We start from the raw sequence: 23,661 nt of genomic DNA on the forward strand, positions 1-23,661 counted from the left end.
GGTGTGTGTGCCTGCCGCGGTCCGAGGTGGGAGCGCGGGGGTGTGCATCAGCCGGCTCCCTGCGTCCCCGCCGGAGGCTGACCGTCCTGCTGTCGACCCTGTTGGTTCTGCTGGTCCTGACCGCCCTGCTGGGTCTGGTCCGCGGGAGGCGGCGGGGGCGGCTGGACGGGGGTCGGCTCGCCGACCACCACGACCGTGCCGTCCGGCTGGACGATCAGCCGCGCCGGGTCGCCTGCCGGGACCATGCCCATGGCCTTGGCCAGCTCGGCGAGGGACGCGGCCGACTCGTTCCTCGTCACCTCGCGTTGCAGCTCGGCCGCCCGTTCCGACAGGCGGTCGGCCTCCTGCTTGGCCTGTTCCAGACGGTAGGAGTCCTCGATGGCCTGCGTGGACAGCCACAGCGTCGCAGCGACGCCGACCGCCAGCACGACGATGATCAGCACCACGAACGAGGCACGGCCCGCACCCTGGTCGAGGTGGTCGTCGTCCACCGCCGGGTGCTCGACGCGCCTGCCCTCGCGGGTGGCCCGCCGGGCGTAGGCACGCTGGGTGGCCGCCGTGCGCGACCTGGCGGGTGCGGACCGACGGGTCTCGGGAGCCTCCGGTGCCGTCACAGTGTCGGTGGCGGGGCGCTTTCGGGTACGCGTCGACTCGGTCTGGACAGTCATGCATGCACCTCCAGAATCCGTTCGGCCGCACGCAACCGGACCGAGGCCGCCCGCGGGTTGTGTTCCTTCTCCTGCTCGTCGGCCTGTTCCGCGCCACGAGTCAGCAACCTGAGCTGCGGACCGTGGCCTGGCAGCTCCATCGGCACGCCTTCCGGCGTGCGGGACTTGGCGAGGGCGGCGAACGCCTGCTTGACCAGCCGGTCCTCCAGTGACTGGTAGGCCTCCACCACGATCCGGCCACCCACCCGCAGCGCGGACAGGGCGGCGGGCAGCGCGGCCCGAAGGGCGTCCAGCTCCCCGTTGACCTCGATGCGCAACGCCTGGAAGGTCCGCTTCGCCGGGTGGCCCCCGGTACGCCGTGACGCCGCGGGCACCGCCTCGTACAGCAGCTCCACCAGGCGGCCGCTCGACGTGAACGGCTCCTTCGACCGTTCCCGCACGACCCGTTCGACGATCCGCCTCGCGAACCGCTCCTCGCCGTAGTCGCGCAGGATCCGGACCAGGTCGCCGGGTGGGTAGGTGTTCAGCACCTCGGCCGCGGTCAGCGGCGCGGTCTGGTCCATCCGCATGTCGAGGGGGGCGTCGTGGGCGTAGGCGAAACCTCGGGAAGCCACGTCGAGCTGCATGGAGGACACGCCGAGGTCCATGAGCACGCCCGTGACGCGGTCGATGCCCAGCCGCGAGAGCGCGTCGGGCAGCTGGTCGTACACGGCGTGCACGAGGTGGACCCGGTCGCCGTGGACCGACAGGCGGTCCCGGCAGCGGGCCAGGGCGTCGGGGTCGCGGTCGAGGCCGACCAGCGTCAGGCCGGGGTGCGCGGACAGGAGGGCGTCGGCGTGGCCGCCGAGGCCGAGGGTGGTGTCGACGAGGACGGCGTCCGGCGTGTCGAGGACCGGTGCGAACAGCTCGAGCACGCGGTCGAGCAGAACCGGAACGTGTGTGGACATGCCGAAGACACCCCCTCTCCCACCGATAGATGTCTAAGCGGGTGTCGCCAGGTCCCCGCCCGCTCGTCGCACCTGGCGCCGGGGAAGGTGTGCCAGGGTCGAAAGCGAGCGGAACGGAGGCCTGGCGGCACCCGCGTCCATGCCCGGGAATCTCCCGTCAGAACACGCCGGGCAGGACCTCCTCCCGTGCCTGGGAGTAGTCGTCCTCGTGTTCGTCCAGATAGGTCTGCCACGCCTGCGCGTCCCAGATCTCCAGACGGGTGATCGCACCGATGACCACGCACTCCTTGGTCAGCCCGGCGTAGCGCCGTAGCTCCGGTGCGACCGCGATCCGCCCCTGCCCGTCCGGTCGCTGCTCGTCGGTGCCGGCGAACAGATACCGCTGGTAGGCGCGTACCGCCTCGTTCGTCAGGGGCGCCGCTGCCACCTTGCGTGCCATCTCCTCGAACTCCGCACGTGGGAAGACGTAGAGGCAGTGGTCCTGTCCCTTGGTGACCATCAACCCACCCGCGAGCGCGTCCCGGAACTTGGCAGGCAGCGTCAGCCGCCCCTTGTCGTCCAGTTTCGGGGTGTGCGTACCAAGGAACATGAGGGTCCGCACCTCCCCACCGGTCCGTGCGGACCAGCCATGGAGCCCCCTTCCGCCCCACTTGCGGCCACCGTACCCCACTTTTCACCACAGTCAACGGCGAATGACTGTGAACGAGCGCCCGTTCGCCGGCATTTGCCCTGGTGAACGAGTGGGGGGCGTGGTGGGGCGTGGTGGTGGGACTCCCCCGACCGGGTGCCGTTCGGGCAACCCCCGGTCCTCGATCGGGCAACCAAACGGAGTCATTCACGTCCATATGGCGGGGCGGGAGGTTCGGGGTGGGGCGTCGTGGGGATTCCCGGATGGACGAAGTGGACGGCAATCCACCCGGAGCAGGAACACTCCGGGCCCCGGAGGCGTAGAAATAGGAAGGACCTATACCCCTACCCGTGTAACGACGGGGTAGGGGACTTCTCACAGGTTTGACACACTTCGTAGCAGGCTTTGGGCCGAACGAAGTTCACAGGAGGTCGCGTGACGTCGAGTACCCCGCCATCGGCGCTGTCCGGCAACCCTTACCCGGTACACGGCGGCGACCCCTACGCCCAGCAGCTCTCGACCGGTGCCACCCATCCGGCGGGCGACCAGTCGCAGAACAACCACCACGGCTACCGCCAGGTCTCGCCGCTGGACGAGCTGGGCCAGACCGCCCAGCGGATCGCCGCCAACGTCGAGCGGGTGCTGGTCGGCAAGCCCGAGGTCGTGCGCATCGCGCTCGTCACCCTGCTCGCCGAGGGCCACCTGCTGGTCGAGGACGTGCCGGGGGTCGGGAAGACCTCGCTGGCCAAGGCGCTCGCCAGGTCGATCGACTGCACGGTCAGCCGCATCCAGTTCACGCCCGACCTGCTGCCCTCCGACGTGACCGGGGTGTCGATCTTCAACCGCCAGAGCAACGAGTTCGAGTTCCGGCCGGGTCCGGTCTTCGCGAACATCGTGGTCGGCGACGAGATCAACCGCGCGTCGCCCAAGACGCAGTCGGCCCTCCTCGAGTGCATGGAGGAGGAGCAGGTCACCGTCGACGGCAACACCTACCAGCTGGACATGCCGTTCATGGTGATCGCGACCCAGAACCCGATCGAGATGGAGGGCACCTACGCCCTGCCCGAGGCCCAGCGCGACCGGTTCACCGCGCGCGTGTCGATCGGCTACCCGGACCCGGCCGCCGAGCTGGCCATGGTCGACGAGCACGCGGGCCACAACCCGCTCAACGACCTGCAGCCCGTCTCGCACGGCGAGCAGGTCAAGCACCTGATCGAGACCGTGCGCGCGGTCAAGCTCTCCCCCGACATCCGCCGCTACGCCGTCGAACTGACCTCCGCGACCCGCAGGTTGCCCGAGATCCGCATCGGCGCCTCGCCACGGTCGACGCTGCACCTCGTGCGCGCGGCCCGTGCGCACGCGGCACTGTCGGGACGCGACTTCGTGGTCCCCGACGACGTGCACGCGGTGGCCGTGCCGGTGCTCGCCCACCGGCTCGTGCTCACGCCGGAGGCCCAGGCCGGGCGCCGGGCACCCGCCGACCTCATCCGTGCGCTGGTACAGCGTGTGCCGGTGCCCCAGCACGGTGGCGCCGGTCGCGGGACCAGGTAGGCGGCGGTGGCGCGGCCGCTGAAGGGTGCGCTGTCGGGTCTCACCACGCGCGGGCGATGTCTTCTCGCCGCCGGGCTCGCGGCGGCGCTGTGCTCGGTGGTGCTGAACGAGCGCGACCTGCTGCGGGTGTCGGTGTTCGTGGTGGCGCTGCCGATCCTCGTGTGCCTGCTGACGGCCGTCGCGCGGGTCGGCCTGCACGCGCAACGCGAGCTCAACCCCGTGCGCTCGCCGGTCGGTGGCCGCTCGGAGGTCACCCTGCACATCACGTCGACGGGCAGGCTGCCGACGGGCGGACTGCTGGTCTCCGACGGCGTGCCCTACTCCCTCGGCGGCAAGCCCCGGTTCGTCATCGAGCACCTGCCGAGGCACACCGGCACGCGGCTGCGCTACCACGTCCAGCCGATGCTGCGTGGCATCCAGCAGCTCGGCCCCCTGAAGGCGACGATCACCGACCCGTTCGGCCTCGCCGAGTTCGAGCGGGAGCTGGCGCACACTTCGCGGCTGATCGTGGTGCCCAGGGTGGTGCGGCTGGTGGGTGTGCCCGGCGGGTCCGGGCTGGGTTCGGGCGACGACGGCTCGGTGCGGCTCAACGCGGGCCAGGGCGAGGACGACGCGATCGTGCGGCCCTACCGCCAGGGCGACGACCTGCGGAAGGTGCACTGGCGCTCGACGGCCAAGCGCGACGAGATGATGGTGCGCGTCGAGGAACGCCCGTGGCGTGGCGGTACGACTGTATTGCTCGATCGCCGGGCGCCCGCCCACCGCGGCGTCGGCGCGAACTCCAGCCTCGAGTGGGCGGTGTCCTTCGTCGCCAGCGTGTGCCTGCACCTGCACCGCTACGGCCAGCGCATCCGGCTCGTCACCGAGTCCGGCGCCACGATCGTCAAGGACTCCGGCGACGGCATGCACAACGACAACGCCGTGCTCGACGCGCTGGCCGCACTGCAGGCCGTGCCTGCGCAGGCCATGGACAGCCGCAACGACCCAGGCGGTGGGCAGGAGCTCATCGCCGTCCTCGGCGCCACGACCCCCGAGGCGCTGTCACAGCTGATCAGCCAGCGGCCGAGGGGCAACCGGAGCCTCGCGGTACTGCTGGACACGGCTGCCTGGGGCGACGGCGGCGACGGGACGGACATCGACGGCGCGACCGCACTGCTGCGGGGCGCTGGCTGGGGTGTGACGGTGGCCCGGCCGAACATCCCGATGACGGCGACGTGGGCGACGCTCTGCCGCACCCACGGCTCCCGCACGGACGCCGTGATCACGGGCTCGGGATAGCGAGGGGACTTCTCACGGTGTCGACAGCAACCCCGACCAGACCACCGGCAGGCAGGCCGTCCGGTCCGCCGCCCCCGCCCGCCGGTGGCGGCGGCGAGCTGACCTCCGCGCAGTGGTCGATGACCGTCACCCCGGTGGTCGCGGCCATCACCACGCTCTGCGCGTCGCTCGCGCTGTCGGGTGTGATCGACGGGCTGCGCTGGTGGGGCTACGCGGGGGTCGCGGTCACCGTGGTCACCGCGATCGGGCTGGGGCTGCGGGCCCTGCGCACGCCTGTCCTGCTGGTCGGCCTCGCGCAGATGTTCGCGATCCTGTGCCTGCTCGTGTCGCTGTTCACCGACAGCGGGGTCCTCGGCTTCCTCCCCGGGCCTGCCTCGCTGGGCGACCTCGGCAACGTGCTGGAGAACAGCATCGAGGTGGTGCGGACCGGGGTGCCGCCCGTGCCCGCGACCCAGGCCGTGCTGTGCCTGGTGGTGATCGCGATCGGGCTGGTCTCGGTCCTGGTGGACACGCTCGCGGTGTCCGCGGGCACGCCTGCCGCCTCCGGCCTGGTGCTGCTGTGCGTCTACGCGGTGCCCGCCTCGCTGGCCGACGAGATGCTGCCCTGGTGGGCGTTCGTGCTGGGCGCGGCGTCGTTCGCCGCGCTGCTCGCGGTCGACGGCGCACACCGCCACCAGCTGTGGCGCAACCGGCCGACGGTCCAGGGCACGAACGGCGGCTTCGGCGGCCCGGCGGCGCTGGTGTCCGGCGCGGTGGCGATCGCGCTGCTCGCCGGCGCGACGGTGACCGTGATAGGCACGGTCGGCCAGCTCCCCGGCGGCAACAACGGCTCCGGTTCCGGCGGGCTGGGGCTCAACCCGTTCACGTCACTGCGCGGCATGCTCGACCAGGAGGGCAACGTCGAACTGTTCCGCGTGCGTGGCATGGGCGACGATCGGGCCCGCTACCTGCGTGCCATCACGCTGCCCTCCTACAACAAGAACGGCGGCTGGGAGCGGGAGACCAAGGAGATGCCCGCCGGCGTCCCTGCCGACGAGGTGCTGCGCTCGCCGGGCCGTCAGCGGCCGCAGTCGAGCGAGCTGACGAACATCCAGATCGAGCCCGTCCACTCCGTCGACTACTGGGCGGCCGTGGCAGGCACGCCGGTTCGGCTGCGCGGTCTGCCGGACGACATGCGCTACGACGAGGACAGCGGCATGGTCTACGGCTCCGAGTCCCGGTCGCTGTCGGCCTACACCGAGGACGCGGACCTGTCCGAGCCGACCTCGGACGACCTGCGCGGGGACGGCTCGTTCAGCGAGACGGGCCTGGTCTCGGACGTCTACCTGCGCAAGGACGGCATCAGCGACGACGTCACCGCGCTCGCGGCACGGCTGACCGCGAACCAGTTCACCACCCTCGACCGGGTGCTGGCCATCCAGCGCTACTTCGACACGGCGAACGGCTTCCGCTACGACACGCAGACCGCCGTCGGCACCGACGAGAGCGGGCTCGAGGACTTCCTGTTCAAGAGCAAGACCGGGTTCTGCGAGCAGTTCGCGTCGGCCATGGGCATCCTGCTGCGGGCGGCGGGCATCCCGTCCCGCGTCGCCATGGGCTACACCGCCGGCTACCAGAACGGCGAGTACCGGACGATCACCACGCAGAACGCGCACGCGTGGGTCGAGGTGTTCTTCCCGTCGTCGGGCTGGGTGACGTTCGACCCGACGCCGCTGTCCGACGGCACCTCCTACGACCCGCCCTACGCCACCGGCTCCGGCCCGTCCGGTCCGGAGGACGACCCGAACGACCCGAGCGCGACCTCGACCGCGCCATCGACACCGAACGCCCCGACCTCGACCGCACGCAGCGACGACCCGACGCAGCAGGCCGGTGCGAACGGCGCCACGCAGGAGGAGTCGTCGAAGTCGTGGCTGTGGATCACGGCGGGCGCGATCGTGCTCGTCGCGATCCTGCTGACCGCGGGGACGGCCGCCAGTGGGAGCAGGCCGAGGCGGCGGGCACGCCTGCTGCCGTTCGCGGTGGCGGCGTGGGGACTCGTCGCGGTGGCCGTCGCCGGCGTGGTGTCCTGGTGGCTCGCGCTGCTGGTGGTGCTGCTGATCTTCTCGGCGACGCCGGGCGTCATCCGGGAACGCAGACGGTTGTCCCACCGCAACGACGTGCACCGGGGCGGGCCTGCGGCGGCGTCCTCCGCGTGGTCGGAACTGCTTGCCGAGTCCCGTGACCGCGGCATCGAGGTCGGCTCGACGGAGACGGTCCGCACGGCAGCGCGCCGGATCGCCCGCGAGCACTCCCTCGACGACGGTGGCAAGCGGGCCCTGCGCACGGTCGTCAGCGAGGTCGAAAGGTCCTGGTACGGCGACAGCGAGACCCCCGACCCGACCCTGGCCCCCGCCTACGACGACCTGATGGACGGCATCCGGCGCAACGCGCCGCTCGGCCTGCGCGGGAAGATCCTCCCGAAGTCGGTCCTGCGCCGGTGAGGACCAGTGCCGCGTCCAGGCGAGGAGGGCACGTTTCTCCGCGGCCCAGGCGGATCCACGGATAAACGACCCACCCCTCCTGGACACGGCACTAGGCCGGCCCGGTCGGTGGGGTCACCTGCTCGCCGAGGGGACGTTGGGCCCAGGTGACGTCGTGCCAGGCGTCGTGCTTCCACCCGATGCGGCGGTAGGTGCCCGCCGGTTCGAAGCCGAGCGCCTTGTGCAGGCCGATACTCGCGTCGTTCGGCAGGGTCATGCCCGCCACCGCCGTCTGGTAGCCGCGGTCGGCGAGGCGGGTGAACAGCTCCTCGTACAACGCGCGGCCCGCGCCAGTGCGGCGGCGGCCCAGCTCGACGTACACGCTCACCTCGCAGGACCACCGGTAGGCCGCGCGGGTCTTGAACGGGCCGCCGTACGCGTAGCCGACGACCCGGCCGTCCTCCTCGCCGACCAGCCAGGCGTGGGAGCGCCGCGACGCCGCGATCCTCTCCGACATCTCCGCCACGGTGGGTGGGTCCCACTCGAAGGTGATCGCCGTGTCCCGCACGTACGGCGCGTAGATCGCCGCGCATGCCGCCGCGTCCCCGGCCGCTGAGGCGTCCCGAACCAACATGTCAACGATAGTAAACAGAAACGTCCACTATTGTGAAGACGTGACTGACCTGAGCACCGCGATCGCCGAGACACTGCATGCCGCGCGCCAGGCACGTGGCCTGTCCGGCGGCGTGCTGGCCGACCGCTCCGGGGTGTCCCGCGCCATGATCAGCAAGATCGAGCGGGGCGAGACCCAGCCGACCGCGGCACTGCTCGCGCGGCTGGCGGCGGCACTGGGCATGACCCTGTCGGAGCTGGTCGCGCAGGCCGAGCAGGACCAGCGCCGGCTCGTCCGCCACCCCGACCAGCCGACCTGGACCGACCCGGACACCGGCTACGTCCGGCGCGCGGTGTCCCCGATCGCGGGCGGCCCGCTCGAGCTGGTCGAGGTCGAGCTGCCCTCGGGCGCCGAGGTCGCCTTCCCGGCCGCGGCGTACGTGCTGACGCACCACCAGATCTGGGTCCTCGCGGGCAGGCTGACCTTCCGCGAGGGTCCGGTCGAGCACGACCTCGGGGCGGGCGACTGTCTCCAGCTCGGCCCGCCCCAGGCGTGCGCGTTCGTCAACCGCACCGGCGAACCCTGCCGGTACCTGGTGGCGCTGGCCAGGCGCTAGACGGCCGGGTAGCGGTTGTAGTCGGGGAAGTTGCCGTACAGCAGCTCGTCGGTCGGGCCCTGCGTGACCGCGTGGACCAGGTGGACCCCGCCGACGAACGCGCCCTTCCACGAACCGCCGCGCCCGCCGAAGGGCTCCTCGCGGTCGCCACGCGAGCGGGGCTTGTTGACGCCGACCTTGAACGCCTGCACGTGCTGGGCCAGGTCGGTGGCCAGCTCCTCGTCGTCGCAGGCGATGCTCGCGACGAGCGCGCCGTTGGACGCGTTCATCTGCGCGAGCAGCTCGGCCTTGGTGTCCACCACGACGATCGTGTCGACCGGCCCGAACGGCTCCTCGTGCATGAGCCGCGACGCCCCGGGCGGCGCGAGCAGCGCGGTCGGCGCGACGTACGCGGACGTGTCCTGACCCGGCAGGAACCTGCCCTGGTCGAGTGACCCCCGGTAGAGCGGCACCGCCCCGTGGCGCAGGGCCTCGTCGACCCGTTTGCCGAGATCGCGTGCCTTGGCCGAGGAGATCATCGACCCGAAGTCGAGTACGGGCAGCTCCTGCGTGTCGGCGTTCGTGTCCACCGCGAGCGGGTGCCCGAACCGGATCGACTGCACGACCGGCAGGTACGTCGCGAGGAACGAGTCGACCAGATCACGCTGGACCACGAACCTCGGGTAGGCGGTGCAGCGCTGCTTCGCGTACTCGAAGCCCTTCCTCAGGTGCTTGGCGAGGCCGTCCCAGTCGGAGAAGTCCCAGATTCCCCAGCAGTTCAGACCCTCCTGCTCGAGCATGTGCCGCTTGCCCGTGTCGACGAGCTGCGCGGCGATCTTGCCGCCGTTGTCGCGGCCGCCGACGAACGCGAGCGCGCCGATCTCCACCGACCGCACCAGCGCGTTGGAGAGCTTCGACCCGTCACCGGAGAGCAGGGTGACGGGCAGGCCCGCGTCGTTCATGAGGGCGTGGGCGACCGTGAGGCAGACCGCGCCACCCTGGGTCGGTGTCTTGGCGATCACCGCGTTGCCTGCCAGCAGCTGGACCAGCTCGGCGTGGACGAGCACCGACATCGGATAGTTCCAGCTCGCGATGTTGCTGACCGGTCCCGGCAACGGCGTCCGCTCGAACGGCCTGCCCTGGGCGTCCGTCCCGAGCATCTCCTCGATGTTGTCGAGGTACCAGCGGACGCCGTCGAGCGCCCGGTCCACGTCCGCGCAGGCCAGCTTCCACGGCTTGCCGATTTCCCAGGCGAGCAGCAGGGCGAGGTCGTCCCGCGCCCCGGTCATGGCGTCGACCGCGGCGCTCACCCTGTCCTTGCGCTCCGCGAGCGGGACCTCGCCCCAGTCGCGGTGCTGCTGGTGGGCCGCCGAGACGGCCTTCAGCGCGGTCGGTTCGTCGATCTTGGACAGTTGGCCGATCGTGGACTGGTCGACAGGCGAGACCATCGGCGCCCGCTCGCCGCCGTCCTGCCACCGTCCCTCGTACAGGTTGCGCAGGCGATCACCAGCGAAACCGTCGGGCGCCACCTGGGCGACCCGCTCCGCCAAACGTGCCCACTGTGCGTGCTCGGGGATGCGCAAAGCCACGACCCAACCTCCATCGCAGTGACGAGATCCCACAGCGATCGTCACCCGGGAGGTTGGAGAAGTCATCGAGTCTGCGTCGGAAGTCACGCCCGAAAGTTACCCACGAGTAAGAATGTCACCCGTTAGGCGCAGTCGAATCGGGCGTCCGCGTACGGACGCCCGACCAGGTCGACTGACTAACTAGGGTTCGTCCTCGAACCGCTTACGGAAGCGGTCCTCCATCCTTTGTGAGAACGAGCTTCGGCGCGCCTTCGGCGTGCCGCCGCCCTCACCGTCCGCGGTGCTCTCCTCACCGTCCCCGCCTCGTCGCATGGCGGAGAGCGTGAGCAGCGCACCTAAGAACATGACCAGGAAGCCGAGCAAGCTGACTACGGGGACACCGCCAGGCTTCAGCGGCAGGATGACTCCCAGGACCAGAAGAGCGACACCCAGCACGAACAGCGCGATGCCCTGCAGGCGTCGACGCCGTGAGGGGCGGCGCAGCCGCGCACCCCGCACGCTGGATGCGAACTTGGGATCCTCGGCGTAAAGCGCACGCTCAATCTGGTCGAGCAGTCGCTGCTCGTGCTCGGAGAGTGGCATCAGTTCCTCCTCCGGCACAGCGGTCGCGAGCGCCGGGCGATACGGGTCTTGGCCGCCGGACCCGGCGGGCGCCCCACTGTGGGGGCGTCACTCCCCAGGATACGAGTCCCGGGCCTCCGCGACTACCCGATCCGGAATCATGGTCGTATGCGTCAGCAAAACCCGGCCGTTACGAAGTGTGTCACGGGGCCGCTCCGCCCTCGTCAGGTGGGTTGATGGACCCCTCGACAGCGCTTCGGCAGATCGCGTTCCTACTCGAACGTGTAGGCGAGCCCACACACAAGGTAAAGGCGTTCCGCCGTGCGGCGGCCGTCGTCGACGGGCTCGCGGAGGGCGAGCTCGACGATCGGCTGCGGGCTGGGACGCTCTCCACGCTGCCCGGCATCGGCAAGACGACCGCCTCGGTGATCTTCGAGGCCGCCAGGGGCGAGTCCCCCGCCTACCTCCAGCGCCTCCTCGCGAACGGGCTGCAACCGGTCGTGCCGGGTGGCGAGGCCATGCGGGCGGCCCTTCGGGGCGACTGTCACACCCATTCCGACTGGTCCGACGGCGGCAGCCCCATCCGCGAGATGGCCGAGACCGCCGTCCTCCTCGGGCACGACTGGATGGTCCTGACGGACCACTCCCCCCGCCTGACGGTCGCGAACGGGCTGTCCGCGGAGCGCCTGCGCAGCCAGCTGGACGTGGTGGCCGAGGTGAACCGCGACCTGGCGCCGTTCCGGCTGCTGACCGGCATCGAGGTCGACATCCTCGACGACGGCGCCCTCGACCAGGAGCCTGACCTGCTGGAACGGCTGGACGTGGTGGTCGGCAGCGTGCACTCGAAGCTGCGGATGCCCGCCGCCGAGATGACCGCACGCATGCTGGCCGCGGTCGAGAACCCGAACCTGGACGTCCTCGGCCACTGCACCGGCCGCAAGGTCGTCGGCCGGGGGCGCCCGGAGTCGGAGTTCGACGCGGCGGCCGTGTTCACCGCCTGCCGCGACCACGGGAAGGCCGTGGAGATCAACTGCCGGCCGGACCGGCTCGACCCGCCCCGCAGGCTCCTGACCCAGGCGGTGGAGATCGGCTGCGTGTTCTCCATCGACACCGACGCGCACGCGCCGGGCCAGCTGGACTGGCTGCCGTACGGCTGCGAGCGGGCGGAGGAGTCCGGCGTGCCACCCGGACGGGTGATCAACACGTGGTCCGCGGAGGATCTGCTGGCGTGGACGGCCCGGGGGTAGGTTCGGCGGCGGAGGTGGCGGCTGGTGAGGGAACCGGACGAGCTGGCGGACGGCGTGGCCGTGCTGGCGGAAGCGACGCGAATCACAGTGCTGTCCGGCGCCGGCATCTCCACGGAGTCGGGCATACCGGACTTTCGCGGCCCCAACGGGCTGTGGACCCGCGACCCGAGCGCCGAGAAGATGTCGAGCTTCCAGGACTACCGCGACGACCCGGAGGTACGGCGGCGGTCGTGGCAGTCGCGGCTCACGCACCCGACGTGGACGGCCGAGCCGAACGCCGCGCACCGGGCGCTGGTGTCGCTGGAGGAGGCGGGCAGGCTCGTCGCGCTGGTCACGCAGAACATCGACGGCCTGCACCAGCGCGCGGGCTCGGCGTCGGTGCTGGAGATCCACGGCACCATGCACGACACGGTGTGCCTGGCGTGTGACGACCGCAGGCCCATGCGGGAGGCGCTCGACCGGGTGGCGGCAGGCGCTGCCGACCCGGAGTGCCTGGTCTGCGGGGGGATTCTCAAGTCCGCGACCATCTCGTTCGGCCAGCCCCTGGACACGGACGTGCTGACGGCGGCGCGCGACGCCGTCCTGTCGTGCGACCTGATGCTCGCGGTGGGCAGCTCGCTGTCGGTCCAGCCGGCTGCGGGGCTCGTCGGGCTCGCGGCACGGGCCGGCGCGGCGGTGGTCATCTGCAACGCGTCGGAGACGCCGTACGACGACATGGCGGCGGTCGTGCTGCGGGGTCCCCTCGGCGAGGTGCTGCCCGCGTTGGTCAGCTGACCCGTACGCCCGCGTCGCGCAGGGCCTGCGCCACACGCAGCCGCTCGACCTCGCGGTCGACCCCCTCGGCCATGCCGTCCAACCGGTGCGGCACGTCGACCGCGGCACAGGCCTGCGCCAGGAGCGCGTCGTAGGCCTGGCGGGTGGCCCGTCGCCGCAGGGCAGGCGTGCCGGGTGGGAACTCGGCGAGGGTCCGGTGCACGCGTCGGAGGTCGGCGGCGAGCCGTTCGATGGGCGGTGCGGTGGGCACGGGGCCGCGTCGCGCCCGAAGGTGCGCGCCTACCGCGTCGACGGTCCTCGGGACGCGCACGATCGCCCAGAACAGCAGGCTGGGCGCGATCACCGCGATCGCGAGCAACACCAGGTTGCCTGCCATGACCACACCTTACGAGGAATCGCGCCCCTGGTCACCGGCGGCGGTTCGGGGACTCCCCTCTCGTGTCGCCCAGCAGGGACGCCGGGCGGATGGCGGTGCCGCCGAACCTGGCGCGGGCCAGGTCGGCGGCCTGGTCGGCGTCGCGCCAGCCGCGTTCCGGGGCGTCGAGGAGGAGCTGCTGGCCGCCCGCGGCGCCCTCCTCGAGCTGTTCGACCCGGACGCCGATGAGGCGGATGGCACCCGGCGGCGTCTGCTCGTCGAGCAACCGGCAGGCGGTGCGGTAGATCTCCTGGGTGACGTCCGTGGCCACCGGCAGGGTGCGGGACCTCGTGATGGTCGTGAAGTCGCCGAAGCGGACCTTGATCGACACCGTCCGGCCGCACAGGCCCCTGCGGCGCAGGGTGGTCGCCGTGCGCTCGGCCAGGCGCAGCAGCTCCTGCCTGACCGCCTCCCGGTCGGTGCGGTCGACCTCGAAGGTCTCCTCCGCGCCGACCGACTTGTCGACCGACTCCGGGACCACCGCGCGGTTGTCGTGGCCGAGGGCGAGGGCGTGGAGGTGCTCGGCGGCGGCCACACCGATGGCCTTCCTGAGCCTCGGCAGCGGCATGGCGGCCACGTCCGACACCCGGTTCAGGCCGATGCCGGTCAGGCGCTCGGCCGTCTTCTTGCCGACGCCCCACAGCGCGGACACCGGCAGCGGGTGCAGGAAGTCGAGGATGTCGGTGCCGGGGACGACCAGCATGCCGTCCGGCTTCGCGAGGCCGGAGGCGAGCTTGGCCACGAACTTGGTCGCCGAGACACCGACCGAGCACGTGATGCCCCACTCGGCGAGGACCCGTGCCCGGATCTGCTCACCGATCTGGCCGGGGGTCATGCGTAACCGCCGCAGTGCGCCGGCGACGTCCAGGAAGGCCTCGTCGAGGCTCAGCGGCTCCACGAGCGGGGTGATCTCGCGGAAGATCGCCATCACGCCCGCGGACGCCTCGGTGTAGAGGGAGAACGTCGGCGGCAGGAAGACCGCCTGTGGGCAGAGGCGGCGGGCGTGCGCGGTGGGCATGGCGGAGCGGACGCCGAACGTGCGCGCCAGGTAGTTGGCCGAGCTGACCACGCCTCGGCCACCGGTGCCGCCGACGACGACCGGCCGGTGCGCGAGCTCGGGGCGCTCACGGATCTCCACGGACGCGTAGAAGGCGTCCATGTCGACGTGCAGCACCGAGCAGCCGGTGTCATCCGGCCACGTACCGTCCTTCGCCTTGTAGCGGTCCACCAAACCGCGCGGCAGATCCCCGCTGCGACCCATGTGTGCAGCTAAGCAGAGACGACCGACAGTTCCGCGCCGCGCCGTTCACAAACCCGTGCGAGAGTCCCATTCGCGCGGGCTCCCCGCTGACAACTCCGCCACCCGGTGTCATCGTTGAGTCATGACACGAACACAGCCAGTCATCTGCTTCCGCCCCCGGCCCGTCGAGCCATCGCGTGCAGACGGGCCGCTATGTCCCGCAGCGGCGGGGTCGACGCCAGCTTCAGCTCGAGCGCGGCCAGCGCGTCCCGGGCCGAGGAGTCCTGCCGCAGCACCGATCCCGGCACCAGTTCGCTCAGCACGCCGTGCCCGACCAGGATCTCGACCGTCAACCCCGCGTCGGTCAGCAGTGCGAGCAGGCCCTCGGTGTCAAAGCGGCGGAGCAGCGTCTCCCCCGGCAGTCGTCCCGTCGGGTCCTCGGCAAGCCTCGTCGCCTCGTCGAGCTTGCCCGTCACCGCGCGGTGGAGCAGCGCCGCCGTGCGGTTGGCCGCCAGCACCGACACCACGCCACCGGGAGCGACCGCCTCGGCCATCGCGGCGACGGTGTTCTTCGGGTCGTCGACGACCTCCAGGAGCCCGTGCGCCAGCACGAGGTCCGCGGAGCCCGCCGGGACCACCTGTCCGAGGGCGTCGCTGTCCGCCTGGAACACCGTGATGCGGTCGCCGACACCCGCGTCGGTCGCCCGTCGCGACAGGGTCGCGAGCGCGTTGGGGTTGGGCTCGACGACGGTCACGACACAGCCTCCGGCCGCGAACGGGACCGCCAGAACGCCACTACCACCGCCGACGTCGAGCACGCGTGGTGGTTCGCCGCCGCGACGGCGTCGCGCGGCGGCGAGCTCCGCGTCGAGCGCGAGGCGAACTGCATCCGGTCGCATGATGCGAAAGGGTAAGCCCCGTAGGGTGCATAGCGTGCAAACGGTGGCGGTGCTCAGCCTCAAGGGTGGTGTCGGAAAGACGACCATCGTGCTCGGCCTGGCGTCGGCCGCGCAGCGTCGTGGCGCGCGCACCCTGGTGGTCGACCTCGACCCACAGTGCAACGCGACGGCCACGCTCGACCCGGAAGACACCAAGGCGACGCTCGCGGACGTGCTGGAGACGCCGCGCCCCGCCGTGATCCGGGAGGCGATCGGCCGTAGTGGCTGGGGCGAGGAGGTCGACGTACTGGTCGGGTCCGAGTCGTTGGAGCTGCTGAACGACCAGGACCCGGATCCCCGGCGGTTACAGAAGCTCTCGGTGGCGCTGACGGAGCTGAAGCACCTGGTGGAGGACGAGGAGCAGCCCTACCGGTTGGTCCTGCTCGACTGTCCGCCATCACTGGGCAGGCTGACCAAGTCGGCCCTGATGGCGGCAAACGGCGCGTTGCTGGTGACGGAGCCGACGCTGTTCGCGGTGTCCGGCGCACAACGCGCGTTCGAGGCGGTGGAGCAGGCCGCGGAGGAGCACAACTCAGGGCTGTCGCCGCTCGGTGTGGTGGTGAACCGAGTGCGGCCGCAGTCCTACGAACACCAGTACCGGATCGCCGAACTGCGCGAGCACTTCGGCAACCTGGTCATGCCGGTCGCACTACCGGACAGGCTCGCCGTCCAACAGGCACAGGGCGCGTGCCTACCGATCCACGCGTGGGGCACCCCAGGCTCCCGCGAGGTGGCACTGGCCCTGAACCTGCTGCTGGCAAGGGTGCTGCGCACCACCGGCAAGCCAAGGCCACGCCCAGTAATCCGCACAACCGAGGACGAGGACGACGACGAGCGCGTAGTCACAGACGGCTGACCAACACAACCCCAAGCCCTCACCACGGCCGAGCCACCACGGCCGCACCACCCACGCCCAGCCCCGACCGCCGGCCACCACTCACGACCGAGCCATCCACGGCTGGACCACCATCCCCGGCAGGACCACCACCAACGGCCGCCCATCCCCGACGGCCGCCATCCCCGACTGCCGCCCACCGGCCAACCGCCGAGCCCGCCACCAACCGCCAAGCCCGCCACGACAGCCGCGCCGCCATCTACCGCCGAGCCGGCCACGACAGCCGCGCCACTACGAACACCGCTGAACCGCCACCCACGGCTGGCCAAGGCCAACGACCGCGTCGTCACGAACAGCCGAGCCACCTCCAAAAGACCGAGCCACCGCCAACGCAGGCCACCACCGACGACCGCGTGGTCCCACCCGCCACCACCGCCAAGCCGTCGCCAACCGCCGAACCACCCACGGCTGGACCTCACCGACAACCGAGCCACACTCACGGTCGCCCCACCACCAACCGCCCAGCCACCACCCACGGCTGGCCAAGACCAACGGCTGCGTCCTCACGAACAGCCGAGCCACCCCAGTGGCCGAGCCACCACCAACGCAGGCCATCACCGACGGCCGCGTCGTCGCCAACCGCCGAGCCGCCACGTACAGCCGCCCCACCACCACTCGCCGAGCCACCGCTAACCGCGGCCCCACCACCAACAGCCGCCCCACCAACCGCCCAGCCACCACCAACGGCCCCGTCGTCACCAACTGCCGTCTCGTCGTCACCAACCGCCGTCTGGTCACGAACAGCCGGCCACACCAACCGCCGCGCCGCAACCAGCCGCCGGCCACCGCCTACAGCCGAGCATCACCAACCGCCGAGCCCGTCACGACAGCCGCGCCACCACCAACCACCGCCTCGTCACCGAGCGCTGCGTGGGCGGCGTCCGTGGGGATGACGCCCCACCACCAAACTGCTGAGCCATCACCATCAGTCCGCCACCGTCGACTGCCGCGTCGTCACCAGCCGTCGTCTCGTCGCGAACAGCCGACCACGCCAACCGCCGCGCCGCAACCAACTGCTGCCCCACCACGAACCGCCGGCCACCACCAACGGTCGAGCCACCACCAATTGCCGCGTCGTCACTGACTGTCGAGCCGGCACCAATCGCCGCGTCCTCACTGACCGTCGAGCCGGCATCGACGGAGGCGTCGTCACGAAACAGTCGGGCCGTCGCCACTCGCCGCACCTCGATCACAAGGTCGAGGCCGTCACCCTCGGAAGTGTTTGTCACCCGAAGGGTGCTCGTTTTCACCAACGGGTGAACTGCATCGGCTGGGGTCTCAGGCCGCTTTCCTCCTCGTTGATCTTGTGAGTCAGGCTCCAGATGAGGGAGGGCCCCTGGTTCGGGGGATGCGTCGAAGTGGCTCGCGTGGCGTTGGCCACCACCTTGCGGACGCGGATCAACGCCGGGGGATCAACGACTCCCGGCACCCTCCAGCTCATCGTCGGATACCAAGCCGCCGCCCTGGTGCCTCGTCCGTCAGGCGTGATCGCGCGAGCCCTGATCCCAACGTCAGACCCCACTCAACCGCCGATGCAGATCAGCGCCGAGCACGTCGTCGTGGTCGTCGTGGTGGGGGTGCGCCGTGTGGTCGTCGTCGTGGTTGGTCTGCGGGTGGTTGTGGTCGTCGTGGTGGTCGTCGTGGTCGGCTTGTCGTTGGTCGTGGTTGTTGTGGACCTGGTCGAGGTGGTGGTTGTCGTCGTTGTTGTCGTGGCGGGGTTTTCGCCGGACTGCTCGGGTGTGGTGCTGGCTGTCGTCGTGGCGGCGCCGCTTGACTGTGAGGCCGGCGGGATCGGCTCTACCGCCCCCAGTTCGGACGGGTCGCGCTCTGGCGCGTCGTCAGTGAGCGTGCCCAGGGCGAACAGTGTGCAGACGATCGCGCCCACGACGGCTCCCACGGCCAGCCTGCCGTGCCCGGGATGCAGGGTGGACCCCATGTTGGTGTCCTTCGGGTGTGTCCAGCCGACCACTGGTAGTTAGAGGCGCAATCTACCTCACCCGTACGGGTGAGTCACCTAAAGGATCACAAGAAGATCCAGTTTCGCTCCGGGTGAATGCCTCTAAATGCCTTTGCCAGTCCCGCCACTCCGACGTAATGTCGGCTGTACACGAGAGAGGAGGTGGTCCAACGGTGTATTCCCATAGGACGCGTGAGGTGGCTGTCCGCTAGGACCACCCATTCGGACATTGGTGCCGGCTGCGCAACACGGCTGACATCGGCTCTGCCGATGCCGTAGACGCGCGGTGTGGTCGGCGAATACCAGGCAGTCACCCAGCCCCCGGTGCCCTCAGGGACCTAGTCCGCCCCTGAGCCTGTTACGGCAGGAGAAGCCCGGGGGCTGCTTTATGCCCTGGCCCGGCCTCGGGAAGCGCCATGTCCCGACGCCGCCCGGACCCTGGGCCCACCCCGCCGACCCGAAGAAACACCTTCAGTCCTTCAGGTCCGCCAGCTTCTGTTCTGTCTGCTGAACCGTGCGCCACGCCTGGCCCGCCCGCCGTTCGGCGTCCTTGACCGACCGGCTCGCCGAGCCCACACGCCGGCGAGCTTCCTTCTCCTCGGCCTCCGCTGCGTCCAGCTCCTCGTACACCCGCCGCACGCGCTCCGTCGCCTCGTCCACGGCGTGTTGGGCCTGCTCGAGGATCCGTTCCTCCTCCTTGCGGTCCGCCTCCGCCTCCTTCACCGCCGCCTTCGCCTCGTCCAGCTCCCTGCGCGCCGCCTCGCGCTTGCGGTCCAGCTCCGCGGTGTCCTGTTTCGGCTTCTTGGGTCTGGCCGCCACGCTCGCCGCCAGTGTGTCCGCCACGCCTGCCGAGGCGTCTGACGACGGCCATGCCGCCGCTGCCGCCGCCAGGTCCTTCGCCGACGTCAACCGGCCCGCCAGCAGCACCCGCGCGACCTCCGGGTCCGCTATCGCCGTCGTGAAGATGTCCTCCAGCTCCCTGGTCACCGACTCCGTCAGCTGCGCCACCTTCCCCGCCTGGCGGATCAGCGTGTTCACGAGCTTCGTCCGCTGCTGGGACAGGGTCCGCAGCTCCGCGCCGTCCAGGTCCGTGTGGGCCTTCCTCAGCGACTCCCCCAGCGTCGCCACCTGGTCCACGTCCGACGACCCGTCCCTCGCCAGCTGGTTCGCGATCCACGCCGACGTGGTCGGCTTGGCCAGCTTGTCGATCGCCGCAGCCAGCGTGGTGTCGCCCGCCGTCTTCGCCTCCTTGGACAGCTCCTTGCGTCTCGGCGTGAAGTCCTCGCGGGTGCCGGCGTACAGCTCGTCGGCGGCGGCGTCCAGGTCGGCAGGCACACCCCCATCCTGCCCCGCCGGTGGCGGTGCGACGATGTTCGGGTGGTTTACCAGCGGGTCGTGCGACGGGCCCTGTTCCGGATGGGCGGCGGGGACGCCGAGGTGGCACACGAGCGCACCCTTCGGATGACTGCTCGCCTCGCCGGCGCGGCGCCCGTGGTGGCCGGGCTGCGGCGGTACTTCGGCGGGTCCGCGAGCCGCACGGTCTTCGGGGTCCGGTTTCCCGGGCCGGTGGGGCTGGCCGCCGGGATGGACAAGGACGGGCGCGCGCTGAAGGCGTGGCCCGCGTTCGGGTTCGGGTTCGTCGAGGTCGGCACCGTCACCCGGCACGCCCAGCCTGGGAACCCCCGACCTCGGCTCTTCCGGTTGCCCCACAGCGAGGGCGTGATCAACCGGATGGGGTTCAACAACGGCGGCGCCTCGGCACTCGCCGACCGGCTGGCGGCCCTCGGGCCGTTGACCGTCCCGCTCGGGATCAGCATCGGGAAGTCCAAGGTCACGCCCGTCGACGAGGCCGTCGAGGACTACCGGTCGTCCCTGGCGGTCCTGGAACCCTTCGCCGACTACTTCGCGGTCAACGTCAGCTCGCCCAACACCCCCGGGCTGCGCGGGCTACAGGACAAGGGCGCGCTCGACGCCCTGCTCGGCGCCCTCGACACCGCCGTGCCCCTCCTGGTCAAGATCGCACCCGACCTCTCGGAACACGCCATCGGCGACGTTCTGGAGGTGTGCGCCGCACACGGCGTCGCCGGGCTCGTCGCCACCAACACCACGCTGTCCCGCGACGGGATCGCCGCCGCCGACAGCGGGACGGCGGGCGAGGCCGGCGGCCTGAGCGGGCGACCTCTCACCGGCCGCGCCCTCGAGGTGGTCACCTTCGTGGCCAAGGAGAGCTCGCTGCCCGTCATCGGCGTCGGCGGCATCCACTCCGCAGACGACGCCATGCGCATGCTCGACGCCGGCGCCTCGCTCGTGCAGGTCTACACCGGGTTCATCTACCGGGGGCCCGCGCTGGTCCGCGCGATCAACCGCCAGGACTCAGCTCGGGTCGGACAGCTCCCGTAGCGCCACAGCGAGGCCGGCCAGGTGGTCCGTCGCGTCCGCCAGCTCCTGCTTCGGGCCCGCCGACGTACTCGCCGCCACGACGCGTCCTGCCGCCGCCAGCAGACCTCGGTAGCCCGTCAGGCCTTCGTCCAGCTGCTCACGCAGACGGCGGACGCCCTCGACCAGTGGCGCGCGCTCCATCGGCGGGGCATGGTCACGGGCCAGCTCCACCGCCGCCAGCTGCGCCGCGACCGCTCGCAGCGCCTGCGCCGCCTCGGCAGCCGCGCGTTCCGCCTCCAGCACCGACTCCAGCGGGACCGAGGCCGGCGTGCCCTGCGTCCCGGACAGCTGGCGAACCAGCTGTGCCAACGCGTCCTCGGCCTCCCCCAGCCGCTGCATCGGCTCGTAGGCGGCCGAGCTCTTCGGCGGGAGCGGCGGCCGGGTGGGGGCCACCACCGCCGGCCGGTGTTCCGCGTCGAAACGCTCGCCTGCCCGCTTCAGCAGCACCATCCGGCGCGTCGAGCGGATCGACAGTGCACCCGTGGCGGCCACGCCCGCGACGCCACCGGCGATCATCGACGCGTCCGGGCCGTCGCCGACCATGCCGGTGAAGGCCATCGCGACGTAGACCACCAGGAACACGCACACGATCGCCCACGCGAGAGCCCAGCGCGACGCCCACAGCCGCTTGCGCTCCAGCTTGCGGCGCTGGCGCTCCAGGCGGACGTTCTCGTCCCGGCTCCTGGCGATGGCCTCCTGACTGCGGGCCATCGCCTCCTGGACGTGCGTCATCACGGAGTTCCGCACGTCGGCGTTCACGTACTTCTGGACCATCTGGGTCAGCTGGTAGATGTCACGTCCACGCGGCGCCATCGGCAGCCTCCCCTAGGTTGTCGAAACGACAGGGATCAGTTGCCCTGTGGGTTCGCCTTCTGCTCCTGCGCCACCCGCTGCGCGATCTCCGCCTGGATGTTCTGCGACGTGGACCCGCTGTTGCCGCTGGTGACCTGCGGTGTGCCGCCACCCGCCATCGACGCGCGGATCTGGTCCAGCCGCGACTTGCCCGCCATCTCCGTGGTGGACGCCTGGACCTCCATCATGCGGCCCTGCACCGAGTTCTGCGCCAGCTCCGCGGACCCGAGCGCGGTCGTGTACCGCTTCTCGATCTTGTCGCGGATCTCCTCGAGCGACGGCGTGTTGCCGGGGGCGGCCAGCTCGCTCATCTGGTTGAGCGACTTGGACACCTGCTCCTGCATCTTCGCCTGCTCGAGCTGGCTGAGCAGCTTCGTGCGCTCGGCCAGCTTGTTCTGCAGCATCATCGCGTTGCGCTCGACCGCGGACTTGGCCTGCGTCGCCGCCTGCAGTGCCTGGTCGTGCAGCGTCTTGAGGTCCTCGATGTCCTGCTCGGCCGTCACGAGCTGGGTCGCGAACGACTCCGCTGCCTGCTCGTACTGCGTGGCCTTGGCCTCGTCACCCTTGGAGCGGGCCTCGTCGGCCAGCACCAGCGCCTGACGCGCCGACGCCTGCAGCTTCTCGACGTTGCCGAGCTGCCTGTTGAGCTTCATCTCCAGCTGACGCTGGTTGCCGATCACGGCCGCGGCCTGCTGGGAGAGCGCCTGGTGTTGACGCTGTGACTCCTCGATGGCCTGCTGGATCTGCACCTTGGGGTCGGCGTGCTCGTCGATCTTCGACGAGAAGGCCGCCATCAGGTACTTCCAAGCCTTCACGAACGGGTTGGCCATCTCCTCCGCCTGCCTTCTCCGCGCTGGTCGCTTCGTTCACCGTCTACCGCACCTACCGGACTACCGGTTGGTATGGCAACGCCCCGTCATCACTGTGGGTTCCATCGTGTCAGGTACGCGGTGCTCCTCACCACTGGACCCGGTAGAAATCAGGACTTGTTCAGGGATGGCCCTGACCGGGCGGGCCGATCTCGGGGTGCACCTCGCCACGCCCCTCGACCAGACCCTCCCGCAGGCCGTCGAGCCTACTCGCGAGCGCCGCCATCGTCTCGGCACTCACCGTCAACGACCTGGTCATTCCCGTGATCGGCCCGGACAGCTCGTCCCTCGTCCGAGCCGGCACCGTGACCGTGGCGCACACCCTCCCGACCAGCGCGTCCCCGGCCTCGCACTGACCGGACGCGGCATCCAGCCGGGCGATCACCGCATCGAGCGAGCGGGTCAGGCCGGGGTGCCCTCGGCCTGGGCGACCGCCACGGTCAGGGTCGAGTGCTCGTCCCCCGACAGGGGCAACGAGTCGTTGCGCCCGGCCAGGCGGCGCACTGTGATCCTCAGCTCCATGACGACGTGTCCGCCGGCCACGGCGCCGAACGCGGGCCGCTCCCCCTCCCCCGCGGTGACGGTCATCCGACAGGAAAGGGCCGTTCGGAACGCGTGAGCGTCCGAACGGCCCTTTCCGAGCTGGTGTGTCTACTACGCCGCGAAGATGGCCCCGGCCTTGCGGATGCCGAGCGAGGACTCCATGCGGTGGCTCAGCACCGGCTGAAGACGCAGGTCGGCCAGGTTGTCGCCGACCACGGCAGGCACCAGGCGACCGCCCTCGACCGCGCCGACCGACGCGCGGGCGCCGGAGCTGTCCCCGGACCCCACCTCGCTCCGCTCGACCTGCTCCGCGGTCTCCGGCAGCTCGACGGACTCGAGCGCGCCGATGTCGGTAGCGACGTTGTGCATGAGTGCGGACAGCGGCAGGTCCAGTGCGTCGCAGATGGCGGCGAGCAGCTCGCTCGACGCCTCCTTGCGCCCGCGCTCGACCTCGGACAGATATCCCAGGCTCACCCTGGCGGCTCGGGAGACCTCACGCAGCGTTCGTCGCTGGTTCGTGCGGGCGTGTCGGAGCCGATCACCGATCGCCTCGCGCAACAGCACGGTCATCGCTCGCCTCCCTTCAAGATCATCCGCCGG

The 23,661-nt window shown here is 71.0% G+C and carries 25 protein-coding genes; 9 read left to right on the forward strand and 16 right to left on the reverse strand.

Annotated elements, in window-relative coordinates; translation table 11 throughout:
• Positions 1–47: 47 nt before the first annotated feature.
• From ftsL to mraZ, 3 genes are all read right to left on the reverse strand, one after another.
• Positions 48–668, reverse strand: a complete 621-nt coding sequence (gene ftsL / locus CLV71_RS28610) for a cell division protein FtsL (RefSeq protein ID WP_133905958.1) — start codon at positions 666–668, stop codon at positions 48–50.
• Positions 665–1,615, reverse strand: coding sequence for a 16S rRNA (cytosine(1402)-N(4))-methyltransferase RsmH (rsmH, locus tag CLV71_RS28615; protein WP_133905959.1), 951 nt, complete (start codon positions 1,613–1,615; stop codon positions 665–667). Before rsmH ends, ftsL begins: the two co-directional genes overlap by 4 nt.
• A gap of 157 nt (positions 1,616–1,772) precedes the next feature.
• Positions 1,773–2,204 (reverse strand): division/cell wall cluster transcriptional repressor MraZ, encoded by a 432-nt coding sequence (gene mraZ / locus CLV71_RS28620; RefSeq protein ID WP_133905960.1) that lies wholly within the window; start codon positions 2,202–2,204, stop codon positions 1,773–1,775.
• A gap of 627 nt (positions 2,205–2,831) precedes the next feature.
• Between mraZ and CLV71_RS28625 the strand changes: the two genes are divergently transcribed.
• Genes CLV71_RS28625 through CLV71_RS28635 form a run of 3 tightly spaced genes read left to right on the forward strand, consistent with a single transcriptional unit; the run spans position 2,832 to position 7,555 of the window.
• Positions 2,832–3,794, forward strand: coding sequence for an AAA family ATPase (locus tag CLV71_RS28625; RefSeq protein WP_243866773.1), 963 nt, complete (start codon positions 2,832–2,834; stop codon positions 3,792–3,794).
• Between the two features lie 18 nt (positions 3,795–3,812).
• Complete coding sequence (locus tag CLV71_RS28630) at positions 3,813–5,072, forward strand: DUF58 domain-containing protein (protein ID WP_133906068.1); 1,260 nt, start codon at positions 3,813–3,815, stop codon at positions 5,070–5,072.
• A 17-nt stretch (positions 5,073–5,089) separates the two neighbouring features.
• Positions 5,090–7,555 carry a transglutaminase TgpA family protein gene (locus tag CLV71_RS28635; protein WP_243866753.1) on the forward strand — a complete coding sequence of 822 codons (2,466 nt, stop codon included), beginning with the start codon at positions 5,090–5,092 and terminating at the stop codon, positions 7,553–7,555.
• Positions 7,556–7,646: 91 nt separating this feature from the next.
• Here the strand turns inward: CLV71_RS28635 and CLV71_RS28640 are convergent, their stop codons facing one another.
• On the reverse strand, positions 7,647–8,168 hold the full coding sequence (locus CLV71_RS28640) for a GNAT family N-acetyltransferase (RefSeq protein WP_133905961.1): 522 nt from the start codon (positions 8,166–8,168) through the stop codon (positions 7,647–7,649).
• A 40-nt stretch (positions 8,169–8,208) separates the two neighbouring features.
• Here CLV71_RS28640 and CLV71_RS28645 point away from each other — a divergent pair, with 40 nt between their 5' ends.
• Positions 8,209–8,763, forward strand: a complete 555-nt coding sequence (locus CLV71_RS28645) for a helix-turn-helix domain-containing protein (RefSeq protein ID WP_133905962.1) — start codon at positions 8,209–8,211, stop codon at positions 8,761–8,763.
• On the opposite strand, the gene CLV71_RS28650 is transcribed toward CLV71_RS28645, so the two are convergent.
• Both CLV71_RS28650 and CLV71_RS28655 read right to left on the reverse strand, forming a co-directional pair.
• Positions 8,760–10,331: an aldehyde dehydrogenase family protein gene (locus CLV71_RS28650; protein WP_243866754.1), complete on the reverse strand. Its 1,572-nt coding sequence runs from the start codon at positions 10,329–10,331 to the stop codon at positions 8,760–8,762. The two genes, CLV71_RS28645 and CLV71_RS28650, sit on opposite strands and share 4 nt — an antisense overlap.
• Before the next feature lie 180 nt (positions 10,332–10,511).
• Positions 10,512–10,913 carry a DUF3040 domain-containing protein gene (locus CLV71_RS28655; protein WP_133905964.1) on the reverse strand — a complete coding sequence of 134 codons (402 nt, stop codon included), beginning with the start codon at positions 10,911–10,913 and terminating at the stop codon, positions 10,512–10,514.
• Between the two features lie 215 nt (positions 10,914–11,128).
• On the opposite strand from CLV71_RS28655, the gene CLV71_RS28660 reads away from it, so the two are divergent.
• Complete coding sequence (locus CLV71_RS28660; RefSeq protein WP_133905965.1) at positions 11,129–12,139, forward strand: PHP domain-containing protein; 1,011 nt, start codon at positions 11,129–11,131, stop codon at positions 12,137–12,139.
• A 21-nt stretch (positions 12,140–12,160) separates the two neighbouring features.
• Positions 12,161–12,913: an SIR2 family NAD-dependent protein deacylase gene (locus CLV71_RS28665; protein ID WP_133905966.1), complete on the forward strand. Its 753-nt coding sequence runs from the start codon at positions 12,161–12,163 to the stop codon at positions 12,911–12,913.
• Here CLV71_RS28665 and CLV71_RS28670 read toward each other — a convergent pair.
• From CLV71_RS28670 to CLV71_RS28680, 3 genes are all read right to left on the reverse strand, one after another.
• Positions 12,906–13,289: a hypothetical protein gene (locus CLV71_RS28670; protein WP_133905967.1), complete on the reverse strand. Its 384-nt coding sequence runs from the start codon at positions 13,287–13,289 to the stop codon at positions 12,906–12,908. The genes CLV71_RS28665 and CLV71_RS28670 overlap by 8 nt on opposite strands.
• Before the next feature lie 31 nt (positions 13,290–13,320).
• Complete coding sequence (locus CLV71_RS28675; protein WP_133905968.1) at positions 13,321–14,589, reverse strand: DNA polymerase IV; 1,269 nt, start codon at positions 14,587–14,589, stop codon at positions 13,321–13,323.
• A 140-nt stretch (positions 14,590–14,729) separates the two neighbouring features.
• Complete coding sequence (locus CLV71_RS28680) at positions 14,730–15,467, reverse strand: class I SAM-dependent methyltransferase (RefSeq protein WP_133905969.1); 738 nt, start codon at positions 15,465–15,467, stop codon at positions 14,730–14,732.
• A gap of 34 nt (positions 15,468–15,501) precedes the next feature.
• Between CLV71_RS28680 and CLV71_RS28685 the strand changes: the two genes are divergently transcribed.
• On the forward strand, positions 15,502–16,362 hold the full coding sequence (locus CLV71_RS28685; protein ID WP_133905970.1) for a ParA family protein: 861 nt from the start codon (positions 15,502–15,504) through the stop codon (positions 16,360–16,362).
• An 860-nt stretch (positions 16,363–17,222) separates the two neighbouring features.
• Here the strand turns inward: CLV71_RS28685 and CLV71_RS28695 are convergent.
• The gene (locus CLV71_RS28695) at positions 17,223–17,630 is read right to left on the reverse strand and encodes a hypothetical protein (RefSeq protein WP_133905972.1); all 408 of its coding nucleotides are present in this window, start codon (positions 17,628–17,630) and stop codon (positions 17,223–17,225) included.
• Positions 17,631–17,933: 303 nt separating this feature from the next.
• Here CLV71_RS28695 and CLV71_RS28700 point away from each other — a divergent pair, with 303 nt between their 5' ends.
• Positions 17,934–18,380 carry a hypothetical protein gene (locus CLV71_RS28700; protein ID WP_133905973.1) on the forward strand — a complete coding sequence of 149 codons (447 nt, stop codon included), beginning with the start codon at positions 17,934–17,936 and terminating at the stop codon, positions 18,378–18,380.
• 449 nt (positions 18,381–18,829) lie between these two features.
• On the opposite strand, the gene CLV71_RS28705 is transcribed toward CLV71_RS28700, so the two are convergent.
• Entirely contained in the window at positions 18,830–19,693 is an 864-nt protein-coding gene (locus CLV71_RS28705) for a hypothetical protein (RefSeq protein WP_133905974.1), read from the reverse strand.
• Between the two features lie 42 nt (positions 19,694–19,735).
• On the opposite strand from CLV71_RS28705, the gene CLV71_RS28710 reads away from it, so the two are divergent.
• Positions 19,736–20,758, forward strand: coding sequence for a quinone-dependent dihydroorotate dehydrogenase (locus tag CLV71_RS28710; RefSeq protein WP_133905975.1), 1,023 nt, complete (start codon positions 19,736–19,738; stop codon positions 20,756–20,758).
• Here the strand turns inward: CLV71_RS28710 and pspM are convergent.
• The 5 genes from pspM to CLV71_RS28735 all read right to left on the reverse strand — a co-directional run bounded on the left by pspM (position 20,732) and on the right by CLV71_RS28735 (position 23,631).
• On the reverse strand, positions 20,732–21,610 hold the full coding sequence (pspM, locus tag CLV71_RS47990) for a phage shock envelope stress response protein PspM (RefSeq protein WP_166664294.1): 879 nt from the start codon (positions 21,608–21,610) through the stop codon (positions 20,732–20,734). The genes CLV71_RS28710 and pspM overlap by 27 nt on opposite strands.
• Before the next feature lie 35 nt (positions 21,611–21,645).
• Positions 21,646–22,479, reverse strand: a complete 834-nt coding sequence (locus tag CLV71_RS28720) for a PspA/IM30 family protein (RefSeq protein WP_133905976.1) — start codon at positions 22,477–22,479, stop codon at positions 21,646–21,648.
• A gap of 160 nt (positions 22,480–22,639) precedes the next feature.
• Positions 22,640–22,903: a hypothetical protein gene (locus CLV71_RS28725; protein WP_133905977.1), complete on the reverse strand. Its 264-nt coding sequence runs from the start codon at positions 22,901–22,903 to the stop codon at positions 22,640–22,642.
• 17 nt (positions 22,904–22,920) lie between these two features.
• Positions 22,921–23,106, reverse strand: coding sequence for a hypothetical protein (locus CLV71_RS28730; RefSeq protein WP_133905978.1), 186 nt, complete (start codon positions 23,104–23,106; stop codon positions 22,921–22,923).
• A gap of 66 nt (positions 23,107–23,172) precedes the next feature.
• Positions 23,173–23,631, reverse strand: a complete 459-nt coding sequence (locus CLV71_RS28735; RefSeq protein ID WP_133905979.1) for a helix-turn-helix domain-containing protein — start codon at positions 23,629–23,631, stop codon at positions 23,173–23,175.
• Between the last annotated feature and the right edge of the window lie 30 nt (positions 23,632–23,661).

The sequence above is a fragment of the Actinophytocola oryzae genome (genome assembly GCF_004364325.1).
GTDB lineage: Bacteria > Actinomycetota > Actinomycetes > Mycobacteriales > Pseudonocardiaceae > Actinophytocola > Actinophytocola oryzae.

Bases quoted from the DNA above. Each gene is read 5' to 3' on its own strand.
- CLV71_RS28680 (WP_133905969.1), bottom strand. From the start codon at position 15,467: ATGCGACCGGATGCAGTTCGCCTCGCGCTCGACGCGGAGCTCGCCGCC.
- CLV71_RS28730 (WP_133905978.1), bottom strand. From the start codon at position 23,106: ATGACCGTCACCGCGGGGGAGGGGGAGCGGCCCGCGTTCGGCGCCGTG.
- CLV71_RS28640 (WP_133905961.1), bottom strand. From the start codon at position 8,168: ATGTTGGTTCGGGACGCCTCAGCGGCCGGGGACGCGGCGGCATGCGCG.
- CLV71_RS28660 (WP_133905965.1), top strand. From the start codon at position 11,129: ATGGACCCCTCGACAGCGCTTCGGCAGATCGCGTTCCTACTCGAACGT.
- ftsL (WP_133905958.1), bottom strand. From the start codon at position 668: ATGACTGTCCAGACCGAGTCGACGCGTACCCGAAAGCGCCCCGCCACC.
- CLV71_RS28670 (WP_133905967.1), bottom strand. From the start codon at position 13,289: ATGGCAGGCAACCTGGTGTTGCTCGCGATCGCGGTGATCGCGCCCAGC.
- CLV71_RS28675 (WP_133905968.1), bottom strand. From the start codon at position 14,589: ATGGGTCGCAGCGGGGATCTGCCGCGCGGTTTGGTGGACCGCTACAAG.
- CLV71_RS28655 (WP_133905964.1), bottom strand. From the start codon at position 10,913: ATGCCACTCTCCGAGCACGAGCAGCGACTGCTCGACCAGATTGAGCGT.
- mraZ (WP_133905960.1), bottom strand. From the start codon at position 2,204: ATGTTCCTTGGTACGCACACCCCGAAACTGGACGACAAGGGGCGGCTG.
- pspM (WP_166664294.1), bottom strand. From the start codon at position 21,610: ATGGCGCCGCGTGGACGTGACATCTACCAGCTGACCCAGATGGTCCAG.
- rsmH (WP_133905959.1), bottom strand. From the start codon at position 1,615: ATGTCCACACACGTTCCGGTTCTGCTCGACCGCGTGCTCGAGCTGTTC.
- CLV71_RS28735 (WP_133905979.1), bottom strand. From the start codon at position 23,631: ATGACCGTGCTGTTGCGCGAGGCGATCGGTGATCGGCTCCGACACGCC.
- CLV71_RS28700 (WP_133905973.1), top strand. From the start codon at position 17,934: ATGCAGATCAGCGCCGAGCACGTCGTCGTGGTCGTCGTGGTGGGGGTG.
- CLV71_RS28720 (WP_133905976.1), bottom strand. From the start codon at position 22,479: ATGGCCAACCCGTTCGTGAAGGCTTGGAAGTACCTGATGGCGGCCTTC.